Origin of the sequence: Kocuria sp. CPCC 204721 (assembly GCF_040980945.1) — a bacterium.
In the GTDB taxonomy this organism is placed as follows: domain Bacteria; phylum Actinomycetota; class Actinomycetes; order Actinomycetales; family Micrococcaceae; genus Kocuria; species Kocuria marina.
In genome coordinates this window covers 20,609-41,758 of the sequence record NZ_JAVKPO010000013.1, presented here as the reverse complement: position 1 = coordinate 41,758, position 21,150 = coordinate 20,609, and the positions used below count along the sequence as shown (strand labels likewise).

General features: G+C 69.4%; 14 protein-coding genes, 2 tRNA genes and 1 pseudogene. 7 read left to right on the top strand and 10 right to left on the bottom strand.

Annotated elements, in window-relative coordinates:
- Positions 1 to 46: 46 nt before the first annotated feature.
- The 3 genes from RF637_RS11040 to RF637_RS11030 all read right to left on the bottom strand — a co-directional run bounded on the left by RF637_RS11040 (position 47) and on the right by RF637_RS11030 (position 3,651).
- Entirely contained in the window at positions 47 to 265 is a 219-nt protein-coding gene (locus RF637_RS11040) for a YbdD/YjiX family protein (RefSeq protein ID WP_085108305.1), read from the bottom strand.
- Positions 265 to 2,550 (bottom strand): carbon starvation CstA family protein, encoded by a 2,286-nt coding sequence (locus RF637_RS11035; RefSeq protein ID WP_368836095.1) that lies wholly within the window; start codon positions 2,548 to 2,550, stop codon positions 265 to 267. The genes RF637_RS11040 and RF637_RS11035 overlap by 1 nt, the downstream gene beginning before the upstream one ends.
- Positions 2,551 to 2,667: 117 nt before the next feature.
- Positions 2,668 to 3,651 carry an NAD(P)H-quinone oxidoreductase gene (locus RF637_RS11030; protein ID WP_368844848.1) on the bottom strand — a complete coding sequence of 328 codons (984 nt, stop codon included), beginning with the start codon at positions 3,649 to 3,651 and terminating at the stop codon, positions 2,668 to 2,670.
- Between the two features lie 181 nt (positions 3,652 to 3,832).
- Between RF637_RS11030 and RF637_RS11025 the strand changes: the two genes are divergently transcribed.
- A tRNA-Ser gene (locus RF637_RS11025) sits at positions 3,833 to 3,920 on the top strand.
- A 445-nt stretch (positions 3,921 to 4,365) separates the two neighbouring features.
- A pseudogene (locus RF637_RS11020) lies at positions 4,366 to 4,671 on the top strand (sortase); the annotation flags it as partial.
- A gap of 40 nt (positions 4,672 to 4,711) precedes the next feature.
- On the opposite strand, the gene RF637_RS11015 reads toward RF637_RS11020, so the two are convergent.
- The 3 genes from RF637_RS11015 to RF637_RS11005 all read right to left on the bottom strand — a co-directional run bounded on the left by RF637_RS11015 (position 4,712) and on the right by RF637_RS11005 (position 8,464).
- Positions 4,712 to 6,412, bottom strand: a complete 1,701-nt coding sequence (locus RF637_RS11015; RefSeq protein WP_368844847.1) for a phospho-sugar mutase — start codon at positions 6,410 to 6,412, stop codon at positions 4,712 to 4,714.
- A complete protein-coding gene (gene deoC, locus RF637_RS11010) occupies positions 6,412 to 7,068 on the bottom strand; it encodes a deoxyribose-phosphate aldolase (RefSeq protein WP_085108293.1) in 657 nt (218 codons plus the stop codon). The genes RF637_RS11015 and deoC overlap by 1 nt, the downstream gene beginning before the upstream one ends.
- A 100-nt stretch (positions 7,069 to 7,168) precedes the next feature.
- The gene (locus RF637_RS11005; protein ID WP_131333989.1) at positions 7,169 to 8,464 is read right to left on the bottom strand and encodes a thymidine phosphorylase; all 1,296 of its coding nucleotides are present in this window, start codon (positions 8,462 to 8,464) and stop codon (positions 7,169 to 7,171) included.
- 122 nt (positions 8,465 to 8,586) lie between these two features.
- Between RF637_RS11005 and RF637_RS11000 the strand changes: the two genes are divergently transcribed.
- Complete coding sequence (locus RF637_RS11000; protein ID WP_240918957.1) at positions 8,587 to 9,861, top strand: NupC/NupG family nucleoside CNT transporter; 1,275 nt, start codon at positions 8,587 to 8,589, stop codon at positions 9,859 to 9,861.
- 33 nt (positions 9,862 to 9,894) lie between these two features.
- A complete protein-coding gene (locus RF637_RS10995) occupies positions 9,895 to 10,830 on the top strand; it encodes a sugar-binding transcriptional regulator (RefSeq protein ID WP_368844846.1) in 936 nt (311 codons plus the stop codon).
- A gap of 158 nt (positions 10,831 to 10,988) precedes the next feature.
- Here the strand turns inward: RF637_RS10995 and RF637_RS10990 are convergent, their stop codons facing one another.
- Complete coding sequence (locus RF637_RS10990) at positions 10,989 to 12,992, bottom strand: FAD/NAD(P)-binding protein (protein WP_368844845.1); 2,004 nt, start codon at positions 12,990 to 12,992, stop codon at positions 10,989 to 10,991.
- Between the two features lie 246 nt (positions 12,993 to 13,238).
- Between RF637_RS10990 and RF637_RS10985 the strand changes: the two genes are divergently transcribed.
- Positions 13,239 to 14,729, top strand: coding sequence for an MDR family MFS transporter (locus tag RF637_RS10985; protein ID WP_368844844.1), 1,491 nt, complete (start codon positions 13,239 to 13,241; stop codon positions 14,727 to 14,729).
- A 141-nt stretch (positions 14,730 to 14,870) separates the two neighbouring features.
- On the opposite strand, the gene RF637_RS10980 is transcribed toward RF637_RS10985, so the two are convergent.
- Together RF637_RS10980 and RF637_RS10975 are read right to left on the bottom strand one after the other, a co-directional pair.
- Positions 14,871 to 16,829, bottom strand: coding sequence for a S8 family serine peptidase (locus tag RF637_RS10980; protein WP_368844843.1), 1,959 nt, complete (start codon positions 16,827 to 16,829; stop codon positions 14,871 to 14,873).
- Between the two features lie 179 nt (positions 16,830 to 17,008).
- Positions 17,009 to 17,097 (bottom strand) — tRNA-Ser (locus tag RF637_RS10975).
- A 200-nt stretch (positions 17,098 to 17,297) separates the two neighbouring features.
- Here RF637_RS10975 and RF637_RS10970 point away from each other — a divergent pair.
- Both RF637_RS10970 and RF637_RS10965 read left to right on the top strand, forming a co-directional pair.
- On the top strand, positions 17,298 to 18,419 hold the full coding sequence (locus tag RF637_RS10970) for a glycosyltransferase (RefSeq protein WP_368844842.1): 1,122 nt from the start codon (positions 17,298 to 17,300) through the stop codon (positions 18,417 to 18,419).
- A gap of 10 nt (positions 18,420 to 18,429) precedes the next feature.
- On the top strand, positions 18,430 to 19,932 hold the full coding sequence (locus RF637_RS10965; protein ID WP_260850679.1) for a lipopolysaccharide biosynthesis protein: 1,503 nt from the start codon (positions 18,430 to 18,432) through the stop codon (positions 19,930 to 19,932).
- A 22-nt stretch (positions 19,933 to 19,954) separates the two neighbouring features.
- Here the strand turns inward: RF637_RS10965 and RF637_RS10960 are convergent, their stop codons facing one another.
- On the bottom strand, positions 19,955 to 21,088 hold the full coding sequence (locus RF637_RS10960) for a glycosyltransferase (protein WP_368844841.1): 1,134 nt from the start codon (positions 21,086 to 21,088) through the stop codon (positions 19,955 to 19,957).
- Positions 21,089 to 21,150 lie beyond the last annotated feature (62 nt).

The following is a 21,150-nucleotide window of genomic DNA, read 5'->3' as shown; positions in this document are numbered from 1 at the left end:
CCCCTTTCCGATCCGCCACCCGCGGGCAGCAGTCCATGGTACCGCTTCAGCAGCACCGGCCCTCGGGGTGCGCCTCCTGCCAGTCCTGGTAGTCCCGCCAGAATTCGCGTTCCGTCATGAGCGGCGTCCCGCACCCCGAGGCCCGGTGGTACTGCACGTAGTGCTCGTACTTGTCCGCACCGAGCACCCCGTTGCCGAAGCGCAACGCGCCGCGCCACCACGAGCCGACGCGGGCGAGCATCGGGATCTGCGCCGCGCCCGACATCAGTGGTGTCCTCCGCCGGTGGGGGTGCGCTGCTCGATCGGCAGCGCGTCCCATTGCTTGACCAGGGCCTTCTCGGACGGTGTGGCTCCCAGGCCCGACGGCGCGTAGAAGCGGGACTCCACATAGGGGTCCTCGTGCGTGCGGCGCTCGTGCCCGCGCAACGCCTTGACGGCCTCCACGACGGCCATGATCACCACGATGATCGTGAGCACCACGAAGAGGATGGACAGGGTGCCCTGCACGAACGTGTTGCGCACGACCGCTTCCATGGCCTCCACGTTCTTGGCGGTCCCGAAGCTCGTCTGTCCCTGGGCCAGTGCGTCCTTGAACGCGGAGTGGTTGGCCCAGTAGCCCACCTTGGGGTCCGGGGAGAAGATCTTCTGCCAGGACCCCGTGACGGTAACCAGGACGTCGAAGGCGAGCGGCAGCAGGATGATCCACAGGTACTTGAAGCGGTGCAGGTTAGCCGCTATAGCCAGACACACCGCGAGCGCGATGGCCGCGAGCAGCTGGTTGGCAATGCCGAACAGCGGGAAGAACGTGTTGATACCGCCCAGCGGGTCCGTGACGCCCAGGATCAGGATGGATCCCCAGCCGGCGACCATGATGGCCGTGGTGAGCCACGCACCCGCGCGCCAATCGGCGTCGCGGAACTTGGGGATGAAGTTGCCCAGGGTGTCGGTGAGCATGAAGCGGGCCACGCGCGTGCCGGCGTCCACCGCGGTGAGGATGAACAGGGCCTCGAACATGATCGCGAAGTGGTACCAAAAGCTCATCATGGAGGCCCCGCCGAGCCACTGGTGCATGATGTGCGACAGCCCGAGCGCGAGGGTGGGTGCGCCACCCGTGCGGGAGATGATGGTCTCTTCGCCCACGGCGTCCGCGGTGCCCTGCAGCAGTTCCGGGGTCACGTGCACGCCGGAGAGACCCAGCGAGTTCACGAACGCCGCGGCGCCCTCCACGGTGCCCATGGTGGCCGCCGGGGAGGAGTTCATCGCGAAGTAGATGCCGCGGTCGATCGACACCGCCGCCACGAGCGCCATGATGGCCACGAAGGACTCCATGAGCATGCCGCCGTACCCGATGAACCGGGTCTGGCGTTCCTTCTCGATCATCTTGGGCGTGGTCCCGGATGCGATCAGGGCGTGGAACCCGGAGAGCGCACCGCACGCGATGGTCACAAACAGGAACGGGAACAGAGAACCGGAGAACACGGGCCCGTCCGAACGGCCCGCGAACTCGCTGACCGCGGGGACTGTGATCTCCGGGCGCACCACCACGATGGCGGCCGCGAGCAGCACGATGGTGCCCACCTTCATGAACGTGGAGAGGTAGTCGCGCGGGGACAGCAGCAACCACACGGGTAGCACGGCCGCGATGAAACCGTAGACGATCACGCACCACGCGAGGGTCACACGGTCCAAGGTGAACAATTGGGCGCCGAGGTCCGTGCCCGCGACCCAGCCACCGGCAACGATCGCGGCCATGAGCAGGACGAACCCGATGATCGAGACCTCCATGACCTTGCCCGGGCGCAAGTACCGTAGGTAGACACCCATGAACAGCGCGATGGGGATCGTCATCCCCACGGAGAACACACCCCACGGCGACTCGCCCAGGGCATTGACCACCACGAGCGCGAGGATGGCCACGATGATGATCATGATCGCCAAGGTCGCGATGATGGCGGCGTACCCGCCCACCACGCCGAGCTCCTCACGGGCCATCTGACCCAGGGAACGGCCACCGCGGCGCATGGAGAAGAAGAGCACCAGGTAGTCCTGGACCGCACCGGCCAGGATCACGCCCACGATGATCCAGATGGTCCCGGGGAGGTAGCCCATCTGGGCGGCCAACACCGGTCCCACGAGCGGGCCCGCGCCGGCGATGGCCGCGAAGTGGTGGCCGTAGAGCACCCGCCGGTCGGTGGGCATGAAGTCCTTGCCGTTGGCGTTGTACTCCGCCGGCGTAGCGCGACGGTCGTCCGGGCGGGTCAGCTTCCGTTCGATGAACTTGGAGTAGAAGCGGTACGCGATGAAGTAGCTGCACACCGCCGCGAAGACGAACCAGATGGCGTTGATGGACTCACCACGCGCGAACGCGATCATGGCCCATGCGATCGCGCCCAGCAGGGCGATGCCCACCCAGATCACGATCCGCAGCGGGGTCCAGCGAGTCTGCTCGTGTTCCAGGACCTCGGGGTCCACGTGATTGGGGGGAAGGTCGGTGCGACCCTCGCCCGCGGGCCGTGGCGCGCCCGCCGATTGCTGATGTGTGGTGCTCATGGGGAAGGCTCCGGATCTCGTGCCAACACGCTGGCAGAAGCGTGAGATTGTTGGCACGAGTGTATGCGAGCGGGACCACATTGTCCCGGCATTGGCACCCTGTCTCGGGCACCCCGATCACACGGTCAGCAGCACCTTGCCCACGTGCGATCCGCTGTCGAAGTACTCGTGCGCTTCACGCACCTGGTCGAGCGGGAACGTGCGCGCGACCAGGGGGCGCACCTGTCCGGACGCCACGAGCGGCCACACGTATTCGCCCACCGCCGCCATGATCCGCGCCTTCTCGTCCGCCGGGCGTGCCCGCAGGGTCGTACCGATCACCGCGGCCCGCTTGTTGAGCAACCGTCCCACGTTGAGTTCGCCCTTGACCCCGCCCTGCATCCCGATGATCACGATGCGCCCGTTCGTCGCCGCGGCCCGGAGGTTGGGCTCGAGGTACTTGGCGCCGACGACGTCCAGGATCACGTCCGCGCCGTGGCCGTCCGTGAGTTCGTGGACCCGGTCCACGAAGTCCTCGTCCTTGTAGTTGATGGGCGTGGCGCCGAGCTCGCTCACGACGTGCATCTTCTCGTCACTGCCCACGGTCGCCAGCACCGTGAGCCCCAGGGCGCGGGCCACCTGGATCGCGTGCGTCCCGATCCCGCCCGCTCCGCCGTGGACGAGCAGGGTTTCCCCCTCCCGGGCCGCGGCGGCCATGAACACGTTGGAGTACACGGTCGCTGCCACCTCGGGCAGCCCCGCCGCGGCGACCGGGTCCACACCGTCGGGCAGCGGGAGGACCTGCCGCCACGGCGCGACCACGCGTTCGGCGTAGCCGCCCGAGTCCACCAGGGCGACGACGCTGTCGCCCACCGCGAGACCCGCCGCCTCCGGGACGTCCGCCCCGAGTTCCACGACCGTGCCCGACACCTCCAGGCCAAAGATGTCCGTGGCGTCCGGCGGGACGGGGTAGTTGCCGTTGCGCTGCATGACGTCCGCGCGATTGAGCCCCGCGGCGGTCACGGCGATCAGGACCCCCTCTGGGGTCAGCTGCGGCTCGGCGGTCTCCGCGGCCTCGAGGACCTCCGGGCCCCCCGATCGGACATCGCGTACTGCTCGCATGGCACTTCCTTCTCTGACGACGGTGTTGTACTTCATTCTCCCGCAGCGGCATCACCCGCGCCAGGGGGCACCACCGCACCCCTCCCTCCCTGCACCGCGCCGAGGGCATTGGCCCCCCGGGCGCGGCGCATGGAATAATGGCGATTCGTTCGCCCGCGCCACCGCGGGAGCGCGCGACACTGGAAGGTTGTCCGAGCGGCCTAAGGAGCTGGTCTTGAAAACCAGTGTGCGGTAACCCCGTACCAAGGGTTCAAATCCCTTACCTTCCGCCCAGTTCAAAGGCCCCGGATTCCTGTTCCGTCAGGAATCCGGGGCCTTTGTATGTCCGGCCCTACTGGCACGGATCAGTCGCCCCACCAGCCCTCGGGTTCATGGGGCGCGCGGCGGAGCACACGGCGGCCCACCGAGGTCGCCCCACGTCAAAAAAAGTTTGTCGTTTGCATGGATCCTGGCCGCCTCCGAAATAGACAGCAGTCTGTGATTTGCCTCACAGCTGGGCCCCGCACCCATCCGCCCAAAAGGCCATCGTCAAGAAGAGGTCCGCTCTCCTCGCCCTTCCCACTCTCACCCTGGGGGCTTTGGCGCTCACACCCGCGGCCGCGGGTGCCGTGAACCCGATGAACCCCGCGCTACCCCTGGCCACGGACGTGCCCATCGCGTGCGGCCAGTTCGTGTCCTCGCACATGGCGATGCCCGGAGGCCCCGCCGACACCGGGGCAGATGGGACCGGGCGTGGTGCTGGGCCACGTGAACGCCACGGGCGGTGGGCCAGGCGTCTTCGCGGACCTGCCCGTCCTGACGCCGGGGGACGAGATCCGCGTGCAACGTGCAGATGGCACGCAAGCCCAGTTCCGGGTTACGCACGCGGAACGCTACGCCAAGGACGCCTTCCCCACGATGCGCGTCTACGGGAACACGGCGGACCCGCAACTGCGGCTCATCACGTGCGACCGCTACGACCCCGCCACCGGCACCTTCGACGAGAATCTCGTGGCCTACGCGACCCTCGTCACCAGGTGAACCACTCAGCGGTTCCCGAAGTGCAGTCCGGGCGCGGAGCTCAGAGCCCCACGACCTCCCGCAGCTGTTCACTGATCCGCTCGAGCCGCGCGGCGGCCTCCTCGCGGGGAACGGTACCGCCCTCGGGAACCGGGAGGACGACCTCGAGGTAGCACTTGAGCTTGGGCTCGGTCCCGGAGGGCCGCACGATCACGCGGTCATCGGCCTCGGTGCGGATGAGGATCCCCTCGGTGGGCAGCATCTCGGGCCCGCCCTTGGACAGATCCGTGTACTCGACCACGGACGAGCCCGCGATCTCCCGCGGCGGGTTCTCCCGCAACCGGTCCAGCCCGCGGGTGATGAGCGAGAGATCCGCCACCCGGAACGTCAACGGCGCGGTCGCGTAGAGCCCGTGGAGCGTGGCGAGCCGGTCCAGTTCCTGCTGCACCGTGGCGCCCCGGTCCTTGAGAGCGGCCACGTAGGAGGCCACCCGCACGGCCGTGGAGATCCCGTCCTTGTCACGCACGGCGCTGGGATCGGTGCAATAGCCGATGGCTTCCTCGTACCCGAAACGCAGCCCGGGGGTGCGGGCGATCCACTTGAACCCCGTGAGGGTCTGACGGAACGAGAGCCCGTGGTGCTCGGCGATCCGCCCGAGCAACCGCCCGGAGACGATCGAGCACGCGAGGGTGTCCCCCGCGCGATCGGGATCCGCTGCGGCGTTCTCCCCCAGCAACGCGCCGAGCTCGTCGCCGCTCAGTCGCCGCCAGTCACGTGCGGGATCGCCCGTGCCCGCGCCCGTGGGGATGGCGACGGCGCAGCGGTCCGCGTCCGGGTCCAGGGCGATCGCGACGTCCGCGTCCTGGTCCGCTGCGAGTGCCACGAGCAGGTCCATGGCCCCGGGTTCCTCCGGATTGGGAAAGGCCACGGTCGGGAAGTCGGGATCCGGCTCGGCCTGTTCGGCCACCACGGAGACCCGCTCGAAACCGGCGCCACGCAGTACGGCGAGCGCGGTGTCCAGGCCCACGCCGTGCATGGGGGTCAGCGCGATGGAGATCTCGGAACGGGCCTCGGGGTCGCGCAGGCACCCGGCGCGTTCGATGTAGCTGGCGACCAGATCGGCGTCGGCGGCTGAAACACGCGAGGAGTCCCGGGGAACGCGATCTGCAGGAGGGGCGGCAGCCATGTGCTCAGCGATCAGGGCGTCGTCCGGGGGCACGATCTGCACGCCGCGCTCGTCGTCGGAGCCCACCGCGCGACCACCCAGGTAGACCTTGTACCCGTTGTCCGCGGGCGGGTTGTGGGACGCGGTGACCATGACGCCGGCGTCCGCGCCCAGTTGTCGCACGGCGTAGGCCACGAGCGGGGTGGGCAGCCGGGACGGCAACCGCACGGCCCGGCATCCGGCGGCGGAGAAGACCGCAGCGGCGTCGGCGGCGAAGTCCTCGGAACCGTGGCGCGCATCGCACCCGACCACGACCAGGGGCGCGGGCCCCACGCGCTCCGTGAGGAAGGAGGCGAGCCCTGCGCTCGCGCGGATCACGACCGCGCGGTTCATCCGCGATTCCCCCGCGCCCACGGCCGCGCGCAGCCCGGCGGTGCCGAACACGAGCGGTCCGGAGAAGCGCGAGTCGAGCTCGGCGAGCGCGGGCTCGTCACCGGAGGCGGCGGCGTTCGACAGCTCGGTGAGTTCGTCGCGGGTCGCGGGATCGGGGTCGTGCTCGACCCACTGCCGCACCCGCTCGAGCAGCTGGTCGCTCATCAGGAATCGAGCCCCTCGAGCACCGCGCGGGTCCCGGACAGCCCGAGGCGCGTGGCGCCGGCATCGATCATGGCCAGCGCGGCCTCGGTCGTGCGGATCCCGCCGGAGGCCTTCACGCCCAGGCGCCCGCCCACGGTCTCGGCCATGAGGCGCACCGCCTCGACCGACGCCCCGCCCGCGGGGTGGAAGCCCGTGGACGTCTTGACGAAGTCCGCGCCGGCGGCCTCGGCCTCGCGGCACGCGGCCACGATCTGATCGTCGGTCAGGGCCGCGGACTCGATGATCACCTTGAGCACCGCGGGCGCGGGGCACGCCGCGCGCACGGCCTCGATGTCGTCGCGCACGCCGTCCCAGGCCCCCGCGACGGCGAGGCCCAGGTTGATGACCATGTCCACCTCGTCCGCGCCGTTCGCCACGGACACGGCTGCCTCCGCGGCCTTGACCTGGGCGGGGTGCGCGCCGGACGGGAAGCCGCACACGGTCGCGAGCTTGACCCCCTCGGGCAGGTCCACGTCCAGCCGGGACGGGGAGACACAGATGGAGTACGTCCCGAGTTCACCCGCCTCCCGGGCGAGCTCGGCGACTTGATCGGCGGTGGACTCGGGCTTGAGCAGGGTGTGGTCGACCATGGCGGCCAGTTCTTCACGGGTGATCATGCGGTTCTCCTCGCGGGGGTGGTGCGGCGCGGTGACAATGCACCACGGTGGGGCGACGACGCCCGGTCCCCGAGCGTCGTCGTTGCGGTCGGACGGTGGGTCAGGCGATGCGGTCCAGCACGACGTCGTCGCGCGCCCCGGTGCCCTCGGCGGCATCGGGGTCGATCGTGGCGCCGCCGTGGAGGGACTCGAGCGCGCGCTCGAAGCGGTCGGGGGTGTCGGTGTGCAGGGTGAACAGCTTCTGGCCCTTACTCACACGCTCGCCGGGCACCGCGTGGATCTCCACGCCGGCGCCGGCCTGGACGGGGTCGCCCTGCCGGGCGCGGCCAGCACCCAGTCGCCAGGACGCCACGCCCACGGACATCGCGTCCATCTCGATGAGCACGCCCGAGGTCTCGGCCAGCACGTCCTGCGTGTGCTCCGCCTGCGGCAGCTGGGCGTCCGGGTCCCCGCCCTGGGCGGCGACCATGCGCTTCCACGTGTCCATCGCGCGGCCGTCGCGCAGGGCCTCCTCGACGTCCGCGTCGTGCACGCCGGCCGCCGCGAGCATCTCGCGGGCCAACGCCACGGTCAGGCGCACGACGTCGCTCGGGCCACCCCCGGCCAGCACCTCGACCGATTCGCGCACCTCCAGGGCGTTGCCCACGGTGCGCCCCAGCGGGCGGGACATGTCGGTGAGCAGGGCCACGGTATCCACGCCGTGGTCCTTGCCGAGCTCGACCATGGTGCGCGCGAGTTCGCGGGCGTCCTCCTCCGCCTTCATGAACGCGCCCGGGCCGGTCTTGACGTCCAGGACCAGGGCTCCGGTGCCCTCGGCGATCTTCTTGGACATGATCGAGGAGGCGATCAGCGGGATGCACTCCACGGTGGAGGTGGTGTCACGCAGCGCGTAGAGCTTCTTGTCCGCGGGGGCCAGGCCGGTTCCGGCGGCGCAGATCACCGCGCCCACGGTGTCCAGGATGTCCATCATCTCGGCGTTGCTCAGATCCGCACGCCACCCGGGGATGGCCTCCATCTTGTCCAGGGTCCCACCGGTGTGCCCGAGCCCCCGCCCGGACAGCTGCGGGACGGCCACCCCGAAGCTCGCGACGAGCGGGGCGAGCGGCAGCGTGATCTTGTCCCCCACGCCACCCGTGGAGTGCTTGTCCGCCGTGGGGCGGGACAGCTCCCCGAAGTTCATGCGCTCGCCCGAATCGATCATGGCCTGGGTCCAGTGCGAGATCTCCGCTCGGTCCATCCCGTTGAGGAAGATCGCCATGGCTAGCGCGGACATCTGCTCGTCCGCGACCGCGCCGCGCGTGTAGGCGTCGATCACCCAGTCGATGGCCTCGGGAGACAGCGTCTCGCGGTCCCGTTTCATGCGGATGACGTCGACGGCGTCGAACGCTTCAACCACCGTGATCACTCCCTCGTGTAGCTGCGGCACGGTGTCGTGTCGGCGCCGGGCGTCCCAGGACACGACCTGTCCTGCAATCCTAGGCGGCGTATCGGAAAATTTGTCAATTATAGTTTTGACAAATGTTCGCGCCGCGGCGGATCCCGTCCCGGCGCCGGAAGTCGAAAGCTGGGGTCACCGTGGACCGTTTCCAGGGCCTGGTGGGGATCGTCCTCATCCTGGGCATCATCATTCTCCTATCCCGCCACCGCACCGCGATCAAGTGGCGCACCCTGGCGGTGGGACTGCTGTTGCAGGTGGGCGTGGCGCTGCTGATCCTCAAGTGGGGTCCGGGCTACGAGGCCCTGAAATGGTTCTCCGGCCTGGTCCAGGGACTGATCGGGTTCACGAACGAGGGCACGCAGTTCGTCTTCGGCGGGCTGCTCAGTGACAACAACGGGTTCGTGTTCGCGCTCAGTGTGCTGCCCGTGATCATCTTCCTGGGTGCCGTGATCGGTGCGTTGTACTACCTGCGGGTCATCCAGGTCTTCGTGCATGTGTTGGGCACGACGCTGAACAAGATCATGGGCACGTCCAAGATCGAGTCCGTGTTCGCGTCCACCGTGATCTTCCTGGGCCAGAGCGAGGCACCGCTCATGATCAAGCCGTACCTGAGCAAGCTCACCCGCTCCGAACTGTTCGCGTGTATGACCGGTGGGTTCGCCGCCGTGGCCGGATCGACCCTCGTGGGGTACTCCCTGCTGGGCGCACCGCTGCCCTATTTGCTCGCCGCGTCTGTGATGAACGCCCCCGGTTCCCTGCTCGTGGCCAAGGCCCTCATGCCCGAGACCGAGACCTCCGTGGCCTCCGTGAACACGCTGAAGGTCCGGGACACCGAGTCCAAGAACCTGATCGACGCGATCGGCAACGGCGCCATCAGCGGCGGCCGGATCGCCGTGATCGTGGGCTGCCTGCTGATCGCGTTCATCGCGCTGATCGCCTTGGTCTCCGCCGTGCTCGGCTGGGTCGGCTCACTCTTCGGTTTCGAGGGCTGGTCCCTCGAGGGGCTGTTCGGGATCATCTTCGCGCCGCTTGCGTGGGCCCTGGGCGTGCCGTGGCAGGACGCCGCACAGGTGGGCAACTTCATCGGCCAGAAGACCATCCTCAACGAGTTCGTGGGCTACACCGCGTTCGGCCCGGAGATCCCCAACCTGGATCCCCAGTCCGTGCTGATCACCACGTTCGCGCTCGCGGGCTTCGCCAACCTGTCCTCGATCGCGATCCAGATCGGTTCCATCGGCGGGCTGGCCCCGGACCGGCGCGCGGACGTGGCCCAGCTGGGCTTGTTCGCCCTGCTCGGTGGGTTCCTCACGAACATGCTCAACGCCGCGCTCGTCGGCGTGATCATGGGGCTGTGACGTGGCTGCACGGCCGGTGACCGGAGCGCCGTCGTGGACCTGACCGCGCGGGACGTCCAGTCCCTGGAGGCGGCCCGGCTCTACCACGAACGCGGCCTGTCCCAGGCGGAGGTGGCCCGGACACTGGCCATGTCCCGCCCCACGGTGTCCAAACTGCTGCAGCACGCGCGCGAGCGCGGTTTCGTGAGCATCGAGATCCGGGACCCCCGCACGGTGTCCACGGACGTGGGGCGCGAGCTGTGCTCCGCGTTCGGGCTCGCCCAGGCCACCGTGGTGGCCGATGCGGAGACCGAGCACGAGTTGCTGCACAACCTGGGTGTCGCCGGGGCGCGGATGCTCGAGGAGAATGTGGCCGACGGCGATCTCGTGGGCATCACGTGGGGTCGCACCATGCGCGCCGTGGCCCAGGCGCTGACGCCCCAACCGCGCAGTGGTGTGCACATGGTCCAGCTCAAGGGCGGCAGCAGCCTGGCCTCACCGGCGGCGGGGCACTTCGAGACCGTGCGGATGTTCTGCACCGCGTTCAACGCCTACCCCCACACGCTGCCCCTCCCGGCGCTCTTCGACAGCCCCGAGGTCAAACGCCTCGTGGCGCAGGACCGGCACATCGAGTACGTCCTGGACCTGGGCCGCAGCGCCCGGGTGGGGGTGTTCACCGTGGGCTCCGCCGGACGGGACGCACCCCTGCTCGCACGCGACTACCTGACCACCGAGGAGCGGGAAGGGGTCGCGCAGCACGCGGTGGGTGACCTGTGTTCGCATTTCATTGACGACGCCGGCAACCCCGCCGTGCCCGAGCTCGACGCCCGCACCGTGGCCATCCCCCTGGACTCCCTGCGGCACAAGGAGATCCGGATCTGCGTGGCCGGCGGCGCGGCGAAGACCCCGGTCCTGCGCGCGGCACTGCGGGCCGGGTACGTGTCCCACCTCGTCACCGACGAACGCACCGCCCGCACCGTCCTGGGCTGAGCCGGCGGCGCGGTTGTGGTGGGACCCGCATGGTTCGGCGCGATCCCGGCGGGTCGACGTGATCCCGGCGGTGTCGGCCCGAGCCCACCCGTCCCGGTCCCATGGCGCGCGGTTGCCCCGCGCACGGTCACTCCCCGTATGACGCCGCCCGGGCCGGATCACTGCCGCGCGCGCGGCTCCCCCAGGATCTCCCGGGCGATGGCGTCCGCGTCCGCGATGGTCCGGGCACCCAGGTGGGCCGGTGCACCGGCCTCGGCCGCGATCGACACACCCCACTGCACCGAGGACAGTTGTAGACCGATCACGTGGATGCCGGGTTCCACCGCGTCTTTGTCCCCCACGGCGCGGTAGACGAACGAGCCGGCCGCGGCGTCGTCGTCGTGGGCACCCCGCGGACGCTCGCGCGAGACGTCCAGACCCGTGCCCGTCTCGGGGCTCGCGCCGTCGCGCGTCTCCATGAGTTTCGCGCGCACCAGGCCGCGCTCGTGCATGTGCGTGAGCAGCGGGGAGATGTTGCGGTGGACGTCGTTACTCGGGGACATGGCCTCGATCATCCACCGTGAGCGCACGGGTGCCGCCTCGACCCACGGGGACGCGGCCACGAAGTAACCCTCGGAGCGGTCCACGACGAAGCGCGGTTCGGGACCCAGGAACCGCACGATCCCCGCGCGGGTCAGCGCGGCGAGCTGCTGGATCCGCAGCACGGGCGGTCCGGAGGCCAGCCCCTCCACCAAGGGTTCGAACTCGCGCTGCAGCTCGTGGACCCAGGACGAGTCCGAGATGCCGATCTCCGCAAGGACACACTTGAGCACGCTGCGCGCGGCATTGAGGGACGCGATCGCCATCTTGACGGGATCGTCCTCACCCTGCAGGGACCCGTGGACGTCCCGGTCCAGGTAGTGCACCACGGCAGCCGCGTACTCGTCGTGGCTCGCGAAGCTCACGTCCTCGAAGGGCCGAGCGAGCCGGGCCTGCTGCAGTTGCCGCCCGGGGACCACCGAGTCCGAGATCAGCGCATCGCTCGTGCGCGCCCAGTTCACGTCCGTGCGATCCGTGAGGATTTCATCCAGCCGGTCCAGGAACGCCCGGGGGTCCCCCAGGAACGCGTCCGGTGCCGTGCGCGCGAGCACCACGTAGTAGTTCCACACGGCGTCCTTGCGGATCAGGGGTCCGAGTTGCCGGTCGAAGGACAGCTCGCCGGGGCTCGAGGCCGCAACGTGGCGCACCGCGTCCACGGTGAAGAAGCGGGTCTGCAACGACGCCGCGTAGTACCCCCGGAGCCGCGGCTTCGCCCGATACGGCGTTCCGCGACGCGAGCCCGCCACGATCTTCGGTTCCCGTCCGGAGGGGTGGTACACCAACCGTTCAGGGTTGTCCAGATCGGTCGTGAAGCGGCCTCCCCGCCCCTCGGTGAGCTGGGCGAGCGCGTCGCAGAAGTTCAGGCCCATGCCCCGCACGAGCACCGTCTCGCCGTGCGGTAGATCGAGCCACGCGGCGTCCGCGGGCACGGTGGGCGGCCAGTACGTCAGTCCGTGTTCGGCGGCGCCGTCCACGAGTTCCTTCTGGGACGGACGCAGGTGCGCGTCCAGGTGGCCCAGCGCGAGCACGACAGCGTCCGCGGGCAGCACCACACCGCCCGCGAGTTCCACGGAGTAGCGATGACGCCCGTCCGTCCTGACCCACGCGTCCACGGCCTCGGCGCGGTGCACCGTGAGCTCCACGGTGCGCGGCAGGTTCTCCCGCAGGGTCGCGAAGACCCACGCGAGGTAGCGCCCGTACGTGGCGCGCGGCGGGTACCCCTGCGGGGTCAGCCGCGCGAGTTGGTCGCGTTGCTCGTCCGTGAGCGGGCTCACCGGGGTGATCTCCCCGGCGACGACGCCGCGGCGCCACCGTTCGAAGCTCACCCCCCGCAGGGGCTCCAGCGCGGGGACTGCCAATGCGCCGTCGGCGGCGATCACGGTGGGGAAAAGAGAAGGGGTGTTCATGAGGAACAGCTCCGACTGGTCGGTGCGCCACACGTGCCCCGGTCCGGGAGGAAAAGGATCCACCAGGTCCACGTGGACGCGGATCCCGTGGGCCGCGGAGTGCGCCGCGAGCCGTTCCACCACGGACAGGCCTCTGGGGCCCGCTCCCACCACCACCACGCGTTGCTGAATCACCACGTCCTTCAGGATAACGAAGGGTGACCCCCGTTCGGGCCGGGCATGAATCCGACGTGGACGTCCGGCCGGTGTCGCGCTCGAGTGCTCGACGGACCGACCAGCACACCACCCGCGGGCGTGCCGCGGGCCTGGCGGAGCGCTCCCGATGCGCATGTGCACGCGCTCGTCTGTGACCGTTACCCTTACAGGGGCCCGGCCCCGGAAGGCCCGCCCGACCCCGTCCGCTCCAACGCTGGGAACCTCTCCATGTCCTCTGCCGCTCCGGCCGAACCACGCACGCTCGCCCCCCAGGGCACCACCGGGACCATTGCGGTGCTGCTCGTGGCCGCGTTCGTGGTGATCCTCAACGAGACCGTCCTGAACGTGGCGCTGCCCCACATCATGGGAGACCTGCACGTGGACGCCGCCACAGTGCAGTGGGTGACCACGTCCTTCATGCTCACGATGGCCGTGGTGATCCCCACCACCGGGTTCCTGCTACAACGCTTCAGTACCCGCGCGGTCTTCGCCCTGGCCATGGGCAGTTTCGCGGCCGGGACCCTGCTGGCCGCGCTGTCCCCGAGTTTCGGGGTGCTGATCGCCGCGCGCGTGATTCAGGCCTTCGGCTCGGCGATCATGCTCCCGCTGCTGATGACCACCATCCTCATGCTCGTCCCCCAGCAGCGCCGCGGGGTGGTGATGGGCAACGTGTCCATCGTGATCTCGGTGGCCCCCGCCCTGGGTCCCACGCTATCCGGGTTGATCCTGGCGCACTTCCCGTGGCGCACGGTGTTCTGGTTCGTACTGCCCATCGTCCTGCTGGCCCTGGTGATCGGCCTGCTGCGGTTGCGGGACGTGAGCGAACGCGGGAGCCTCACACTGGACCTGCTGTCCGTGGTGCTGTCCGTGCTGGGCTTCGGTTCCCTGGTCCAGGGCCTTTCCGTGGTGGGGGCCGCCGGTTCTCACGCCGGCGCCGAGTCCGGCTGGCTTTCCACGACCGCCGGCGGTGCCACCGTGCTCGCGCTGGGCGTGGTCCTCGTGGCCCTGTTCGTGTGGCGGCAGATCCGGTTGCAGCGCAAGGACCAACCGTTCCTGGACCTGCGCACGTTCCGGCACCGGGACTTCACGGTCTCCGTGGCGGTGCTCGCGCTCGGCATGATGGCGTTGTTCGGCGGTGTGATCGTGTTGCCCCTCTACCTGCAGACGGGCCGCGGGCTGGACACCCTGCAGACCGGCCTGATCCTGCTGCCCGGTGGGCTCATCATGGGTCTGCTGGGACCGCTCGTGGGTCGGTTGTTCGACGCGTTCGGCCCCCGTCCCCTGGCTGTTCCCGGTGCCGCACTGCTGACCCTCGTGATGTTCGGCTTCTCCCGGTTGCAGTCCGACACCCCCGTGTGGTGGATCGTGACCCTGCAGATCTCCATGTCCGTGGGGCTCGCGCTGATCTTCACGCCCGCGTTCACCTCCGGGCTGAACCCGCTGCCGCCGCAGTTGTACTCGCACGGTTCCGCGACGCTGTCCACGTTGCAACAGGTGGCCGGCGGCGCGGGCACGGCGTTGCTCGTGGGCGTCCTGCAGGCCGGCACCGTGATTCATCGGCAGGCCGACGGCACCACCGTGACCGATTCCATCCCCGGCGTCCACGCGGCATTCGTCACCGCCACGGTGATCGCGGCGATCGCCCTCGTGCTCACGTGCTTCATGCGCCGCTCCACCCCCACGGAACTGACCCGCGTGGGGGACGACGCCGCTCGGTAATGTCCGCGCGCGGATGCCGCAGCGCTGTCGTACCCCGCCCATGAACCGCTCGAGAACATCCGAGGCCCGAAAAGGCACGCTGCCAATCGGTGGCGTGCCCTTTCGGGCCAGGAATGCAGCGGGTGGATCACCGCGGGGCGGTCACTTGATGCGGGTGACCTTGACACCCCCGCGCGGGGTCCAGGTGTACTGCGTGCGCTCGCCCGTCTTGATGTTCTGGAACCGCTGGTAGGCGCCGGTGGACGTGCGGACCTCCGAAGAGATCGGGTACCCCGCCTTGGTCTCGTACCCCTTGCGGACCCAGACCCGGCCGATGCCCGAGCTCTCGACGATCGGTTGCGCACCCGTGCGAGCGCTCCACAGGATCTTGGTGGTCTTGCCCGAACGCGGGTCCACGAAGCTCTGGTAGTAGCCTCCCGTGGCGGTGCGCTGCTCGTTGTTGAACGGGATGCCCACCGCGCGGGCACCGCCCAGGCCCTCGTGGCGCGAGCCGATGCCCGTCCACGTGCGGACCTCGCGCACCCCGGTGCGGGAGGACCAGTAGAGCTTGGTGGTGCGCCCGTTCTTCACGAAGTGCTGCACGACGCCGCCCACGCCCGTGTCCCGCTCCCCGGTGGTCGGATTGCCGTAGACGCCCGCCCCACCGTGGGACTTGTAGTACGTGGCGATCGCCCCGCGCGTGGTGGGCGCCACCGCGCGGGCGGCGCGCACCGCGTCCACCTTGCGGTAACCGTTCACGTTCACGCCGGTGTCCCGCAGGGTCTTGCGGATGGCCTCCACGCCGATGTTCGGGTTGCGTTCCTTCATGAGCGCGATCACCCCGGACACGTGCGGCGCCGCCATGGACGTCCCGCTCAGGTCCCCGTACGAGGGAGCGCCCAGGCTGAACGCCCCCGTGTTGACCGTGGACCAGATCGGCGCGTTGGTGTCCCCGCCCGGGGCTGCGACGTCCACCATGGGCCCCCAGTTGGAGTAGCCGGTGATCCGGTTCTGGGACGACGTCGCGGCGACCACGATCGCGCCGCCACAGTTGGCGGGGGCGGCGAGATTGGCGCTCTTGCCCGCGTTCCCGGCCGCGACCACGAGCGGGACCCCGATCTTGTGCATGCGGTTGACCGCGTTCTGCATGACGGGTGCGCACGTGGGAGCGTCCCACGCCTCGGAGAGGTTCACGACCTTGGCGGGGGTCGTGTTGCGCGGGACCCCGGGGATGGCGATGCCCGCGGACCACATCACACCGTCCGCGATGTCCGAGACGTACCCGCGACCGTCCGCTCCCAGGACGCGGGCGTGCTGGATCCGGGCGTCCGGGGCCACCCCGGCGATCCCCGTGCGGTTGTTGGTGTGGGCCGCGGCGATCCCGGCCACGTGCGAACCGTGCCACCAGTTGGGCCGTCCGGGGCTCCAGTCGCCCTCGTCCTGGGGGTTGCCGTCCCGCCCGTTGCCGTCCCGTGAGTGGTACAGGTCCGAGAGGAAGTCGTACCCGCGCACCGTGCGCTGATTGAGGTCCGGGTGGTTGATCTGGCCCGTGTCCGCGATTCCGATCACCACACCATTGCCCGTGCCGTGGGACCACGCGGAGGGCACGCCGATGTTGCGGGGACCCCACTGGTAGTTCCAGTAGCGGTCGTTCGGGGCGGACGCCGCGTGCGCCGCGAGCCCGTTGACCACGATCAGGTCCGGTTCCGCCGATTCCACGGCGGGGTCCTTCTCGAGGGTCTCGACCACCGCTTGCTGCTCCGCCTTGTCGAGCATCGTGTCGGATTCCACGACCTGCTCGGCGTTGCCCGTGGTCTTGACGATCTCCGGGTCCTCGATCTCGGTGGCCGTCTCCACCTCGGTCAGGACCTCTTCCTTCTGCGCCTCGGGGACGTGGTCCTTGAACTTCACCACGACCCGGTCGGTTTCCGCCAGGACCTTGCCCTGGGCGCCCGTTCCTCTTCCGAGGGATTCGACGCCGCCCACGGTCGGGGGTTTCGTCTGAGCCTGTTGTTCCGGGGTGGGTCCCTCCGGGGGTGCCGCCGAGGCGGGTGCGGCCGTGGCCAGCAACAGCGCGGAGACGGACAACGTGAGAAGTGTTCGTGCGGAGCGTCGTGGCATGATGTCCCCCTCGGGAATCAGCTCGCGGAGGCGGGATCAGCACCGGATCGAGGTGGCTGACGCCCGCGGGCGGGAGCACCGGACTGCGAGTGCCACGGACTTTACCAATGTAAATATCGCGAGGGTACCCCCGACACGAACGAGGGCCCCACATGACGTGTGGGGCCCTCGACATTTCGCGGAGACGGGGGGATTTGAACCCCCGGTCCGGTTTAACCCGGACCCTTCATTAGCAGTGAAGTCCATTCGGCCGCTCTGGCACGTCTCCGTGTCGTTCGTGATGCTCCAGTTCCATGAGAACAGGCTCATCCCAAAACAACGGACGTCAGCTTATCGGCACGGTGCGCGAGCGGTCAAAGCGGCGGGCGCGTCGTTCCCGCCGGGATGCAGCGGCAGCACACCCCGGCGTGGTAGTCATGGTGCGGGGCGTTGTGCTCCGTCCGCTTCCTCCCGAAAGGTCTTCGTCCCGTGCGATCACTCGTCGTCACCGCGTGGTTCCCCGACGCGGAAACCCCCAGCCGCACCCCCTTCATCGTGGAGCACTGCTGGGCGCTGCAGGAAGCGGGCCACGAAGTCGCTGCGGTGCACGTGAACATCGGTCGACGCACGCGCACCACGGCGCAAGAGGTCTACCAGCGCATCCCTGTCACCCGCGTGTGGCTCGACGTGACGGATCCACGGTCCTACGCGCACGTGACCCGCGTTCTCTCCGCCGGGCTGCGCGGCGCGGACGTGCTGCACACGATGGCGTTCTCCGCGGTCCTGCTGAGCGCACCGGCCTGGGCCGTGCGACGGCTGCCCTGGGTACACACCGAGCACTGGAACGGAGTGGTCAATCCCGCGAGTGTGAATCCGCTGTGGCAGCGGTTGGCGTGGCTGCGGCATGCCTTGCGACTGCCTCACGTGGTCACGGGCGTGACCGCCGAGCTGTGCACCGAGATGGCGCGCTTCTCCCGCCCCGGGGCGACCCACGTGGTGCCGTGCGTCGTGGAGAACCCTCACCCGGCCGCCGAGTTCCCGGCGAGCCCGCCCCTGCGACTGGTGGGCGTGGGGGCACTCATCGAACGCAAACGCCCTGTCCTGGCGTTGGAGACCGTCGCGGAACTGGTGCGCCGCGGAGTGGACGTGCACTACACCCTGGTGGGCAAGGGCCCCCTCATGGAGTCCCTCCCGCAGACCGCCCGTGAGCTGGGCATCGAGGACCGGGTCGAGCTGACCGGGGCGGTCCCCCCGTCTGAGATCGCCCAGCGGCTCTCCGACGCGCACATCTTCTTCCTCCCGAGCGCCCAGGAGAACTTCTTCACTGCCGTGGCCGAGGCGATCGCGGCCGGACGGCCCGCCGCGGTCCCCCTGAGCGGTGGGTTCGACGACTACTGCACCCCCGAGAACTCGGTGCTCACCCACAGCTGGGACGTCCCCGTACTCGCGGACGCGATCGAGACCGCGCGGGACCGCTTCCGTGAGGCCGATCCGGCCGCCATCGCCGCCACCGTGCGCTCCCGGTTCTCCCGCGCGGAGATCGGTGCGCAGTTCTCCCGGCTCTACCGTGCCGTGACGCGGGATGCATCCGGTCGACACGCGAGTCGATAAACTCCACGATGTGACATCCTCCCCCACCTCAGGCTCCCCCTCTCGGCGGTGGCGGGGAATCCTCTTCCCCCCACCGAATCACGAGAACCGGGACAACCCCATCGGTTCGTCGTTCGCGTTAACCGTGATCGCCGTGTTCGTGCAGGGACTCTCCCGTTTCGGATACAGCCTGCTGGTGGGCAACATCCTGGGCAGTGAGATCCTGGGGCGGGTCAACCTGGCCATCTCCCTGGCCCTGTTCCTGGTCCTGCTGTGGCCGCAGGCCTCGGGCAACGCGGCGGCCAAGTTCATCGCCATGGCGCGCGGTCAGCAACACCGCGAGGAGCAGTTGTCCGTGGCGGTCTACACGTCACGCACCGCGGCCCTGGCCTCGGCGGTGCTGGCCGTGGTGGCGGTCGTGGTGGCCACGTACTTCCTGCACCTGCCCCCAAGCTACGCGCTGTCCGCGGGCCTGCTGGTGATGGCGCTGTCTGCCTACAACTTCGTACGCGGTGTGCGCACCGGCAACAACCAGTTCGTGACCACGGCCGTGTGGGACTGCATCAGCTCGGGGATCACCCTGACCCTCCTGCTCGTGGTGCTGCTGGGTGGTTTCACACCGCTGCTGCTGGTGCCGCTGAGCCTGGGCTACCTGATCTACGCGATCCCGGGCTGGCCGCACCGTTCCGGCGGCCCGCTGCCCACATCCCTCAAACGGCAGATCAACTCGTTCACGGCGTGGGCGTCCATCAACATCCTCACCGCTTCGGGTCTGCTGCAGCTGTCCATGATGCTCGGCAAGCACTACGACACCCCCGCCGCGGTAGGTCAGTACTCCGCCGCGGTGAGCATCGCGACGCCGGCCAGCATGCTCTCTTCCTCCATGCTCGTGGCCCTCGCGCCGGCCGTGGCCCGCATGTTCACCGCCGGGGACATGGCCGGCATGAAACGGCAGCTCGATTCCATCCTGCGGGTCATGGTGCTCGTGTTCCTGCCCGTGTTCGGCGTGGGCATCCTCTGGGCGCCGTACGTGATCCACGGGCTCTACAACGCCCGCGCCGAGGAGTTCACCGGGGCCGTCCCCCTGCTCATCGTCCTGTTCTTCGCGGTCTCCGCCACGAGCTTCAACGCCTCCAACTCGCGGCTCAACGGCGGGGAGAGCTGGGGAGTCCGCGCGCTCGCGGCGTGCAACGCGCTCGGGCTGGCCCTGGGCGTCGCCACCGTCCTGTGGTGGGGTCCGCGGCTCGGTGTCATGGCCGCGGCCATGGGGTACCTGGTCGGCTGCCTCATCAGTGCGGTGGGGCCGCTGATCATTGTGTGGGTCCACGACCGCATGAAGTGGTCCGGTCTCATGCTCCGGGTGGTGTTGGGGTACGTGCTGATCCTGGCCGGGCTGTGGCTCGTGTTCACACACCAGGGCGTGCTCGTGACCGTCCTGGCGACCGTGGGATTCTTGGCGCTGTGGTGTGTGATCTCATGGCGTGATCTCGCACCGCGTGTGGACATGGTCAGGCGCAGGCTCCGTCGCGGCTGACCCGTTCGCGACGGCGGTCGGTTCAGTTCCGTGACCCTGCCGCGAGCGCCCAACGGTAACGCAGGATCTGGACGGCGCTCGCGGCGACCACCCGCAGGGGTGCCTGCCGGCCCAGCACCCGGGTCCAGCGCTCGGTGAGCAGCGCGTCCGGCGTGGCGAAACGACGTCGCTCGGCCAGGGCCGTGAGCAACTCCTGTTCCCCCGTGCCCGGGGACAATAACCGCGCGACCCGCAGGTCCGCCCGCGAGAGCTGGTCCGCGACGCGCGGCGCGTACTGCGTCAGTTCTTCGAACACGGCGTTCGCCGACCGCGCGTAGTTGGCGTCCCACGCCCCCGAGCGCACGGCATGTTCCAGAGCGGGGAAGAAGTTCACGCGGATGTACTTGAGGATGTAGGACCGCTTCAGCTCGTCCGGAACCCCTGCGAACCAGGGTTCGCGTGTCAGGTCCAGCGCGGCGGCCACCTCGTCGCGTACTGGGAGGGACTGCCGGGAGACACGCGCGTCGGCATCGGCGTGGACGAGGTAACCGGGCGTGCCCGGCGCGGAGTCGATCCGGCGGGAACCCGCGTAGAGGGCCATGACGAAGGACTGGTCCTCCCCTGTACGCACGGACTCGTCGAACCGGGCGCCCATCTGCCGAGCGGCGTCGACCCGGACGAGGCCGAACGCCGAGCTGCGGTACCCCAGGCGGTCCTTCACGGGATCCAGATCCGAACGGCGCAACGGCCTGACGATGGGGGTAATGTCCACCCTCGGGTTCTCGTGGTGCTGGAAGGGCATGACCAGGTCGCTACCGCGCCGCTCGGCGATCCTGAGCCACCGGGTCACCGCGCCGGGATCCAGGGTGTCGTCGCTGTCCAGGAAACTGATGTAGCGGGCGCTGGTCCGTCGCAGCGCCTCGTTGCGCGGCACGGCCGCGGTACTCCCCCGGTCCTCGGACTCGATGACGTCCACCACGGCGCGTTGCTCGACGCTCAACATGGAATGCACTTGCTCGGCGGTGAGGTGATGCGCGACCGCCGTCACCCGGCACTGACCGGGGGCCGCACCGGGGGCCGCACGCAATGCCGAGGACACGGCCCGCTGCAAAGGCCGCGAGGTGGAGTGGACCGGGATCACGATGTCCACGAGCGGCGGTTGCGGGAGTTCGACCATGTCACAAGGATAATTCACACACGTTTCCCGTCGCCTGGGTGTCCCCTTAAGAGTGCCCGATC

Excerpts from the sequence above, each read along its gene's own strand:
- RF637_RS11040 (WP_085108305.1), bottom strand. The coding sequence starts at position 265 with ATGTCGGGCGCGGCGCAGATCCCGATGCTCGCCCGCGTCGGCTCGTGG.
- RF637_RS11035 (WP_368836095.1), bottom strand. The coding sequence starts at position 2,550 with ATGAGCACCACACATCAGCAATCGGCGGGCGCGCCACGGCCCGCGGGC.
- RF637_RS11030 (WP_368844848.1), bottom strand. The coding sequence starts at position 3,651 with ATGCGAGCAGTACGCGATGTCCGATCGGGGGGCCCGGAGGTCCTCGAG.
- RF637_RS11015 (WP_368844847.1), bottom strand. The coding sequence starts at position 6,412 with ATGAGCGACCAGCTGCTCGAGCGGGTGCGGCAGTGGGTCGAGCACGAC.
- deoC (WP_085108293.1), bottom strand. The coding sequence starts at position 7,068 with ATGATCACCCGTGAAGAACTGGCCGCCATGGTCGACCACACCCTGCTC.
- RF637_RS11000 (WP_240918957.1), top strand. The coding sequence starts at position 8,587 with ATGTTCGCGCCGCGGCGGATCCCGTCCCGGCGCCGGAAGTCGAAAGCT.
- RF637_RS10985 (WP_368844844.1), top strand. The coding sequence starts at position 13,239 with ATGTCCTCTGCCGCTCCGGCCGAACCACGCACGCTCGCCCCCCAGGGC.
- RF637_RS10980 (WP_368844843.1), bottom strand. The coding sequence starts at position 16,829 with ATGCCACGACGCTCCGCACGAACACTTCTCACGTTGTCCGTCTCCGCG.
- RF637_RS10960 (WP_368844841.1), bottom strand. The coding sequence starts at position 21,088 with ATGGTCGAACTCCCGCAACCGCCGCTCGTGGACATCGTGATCCCGGTC.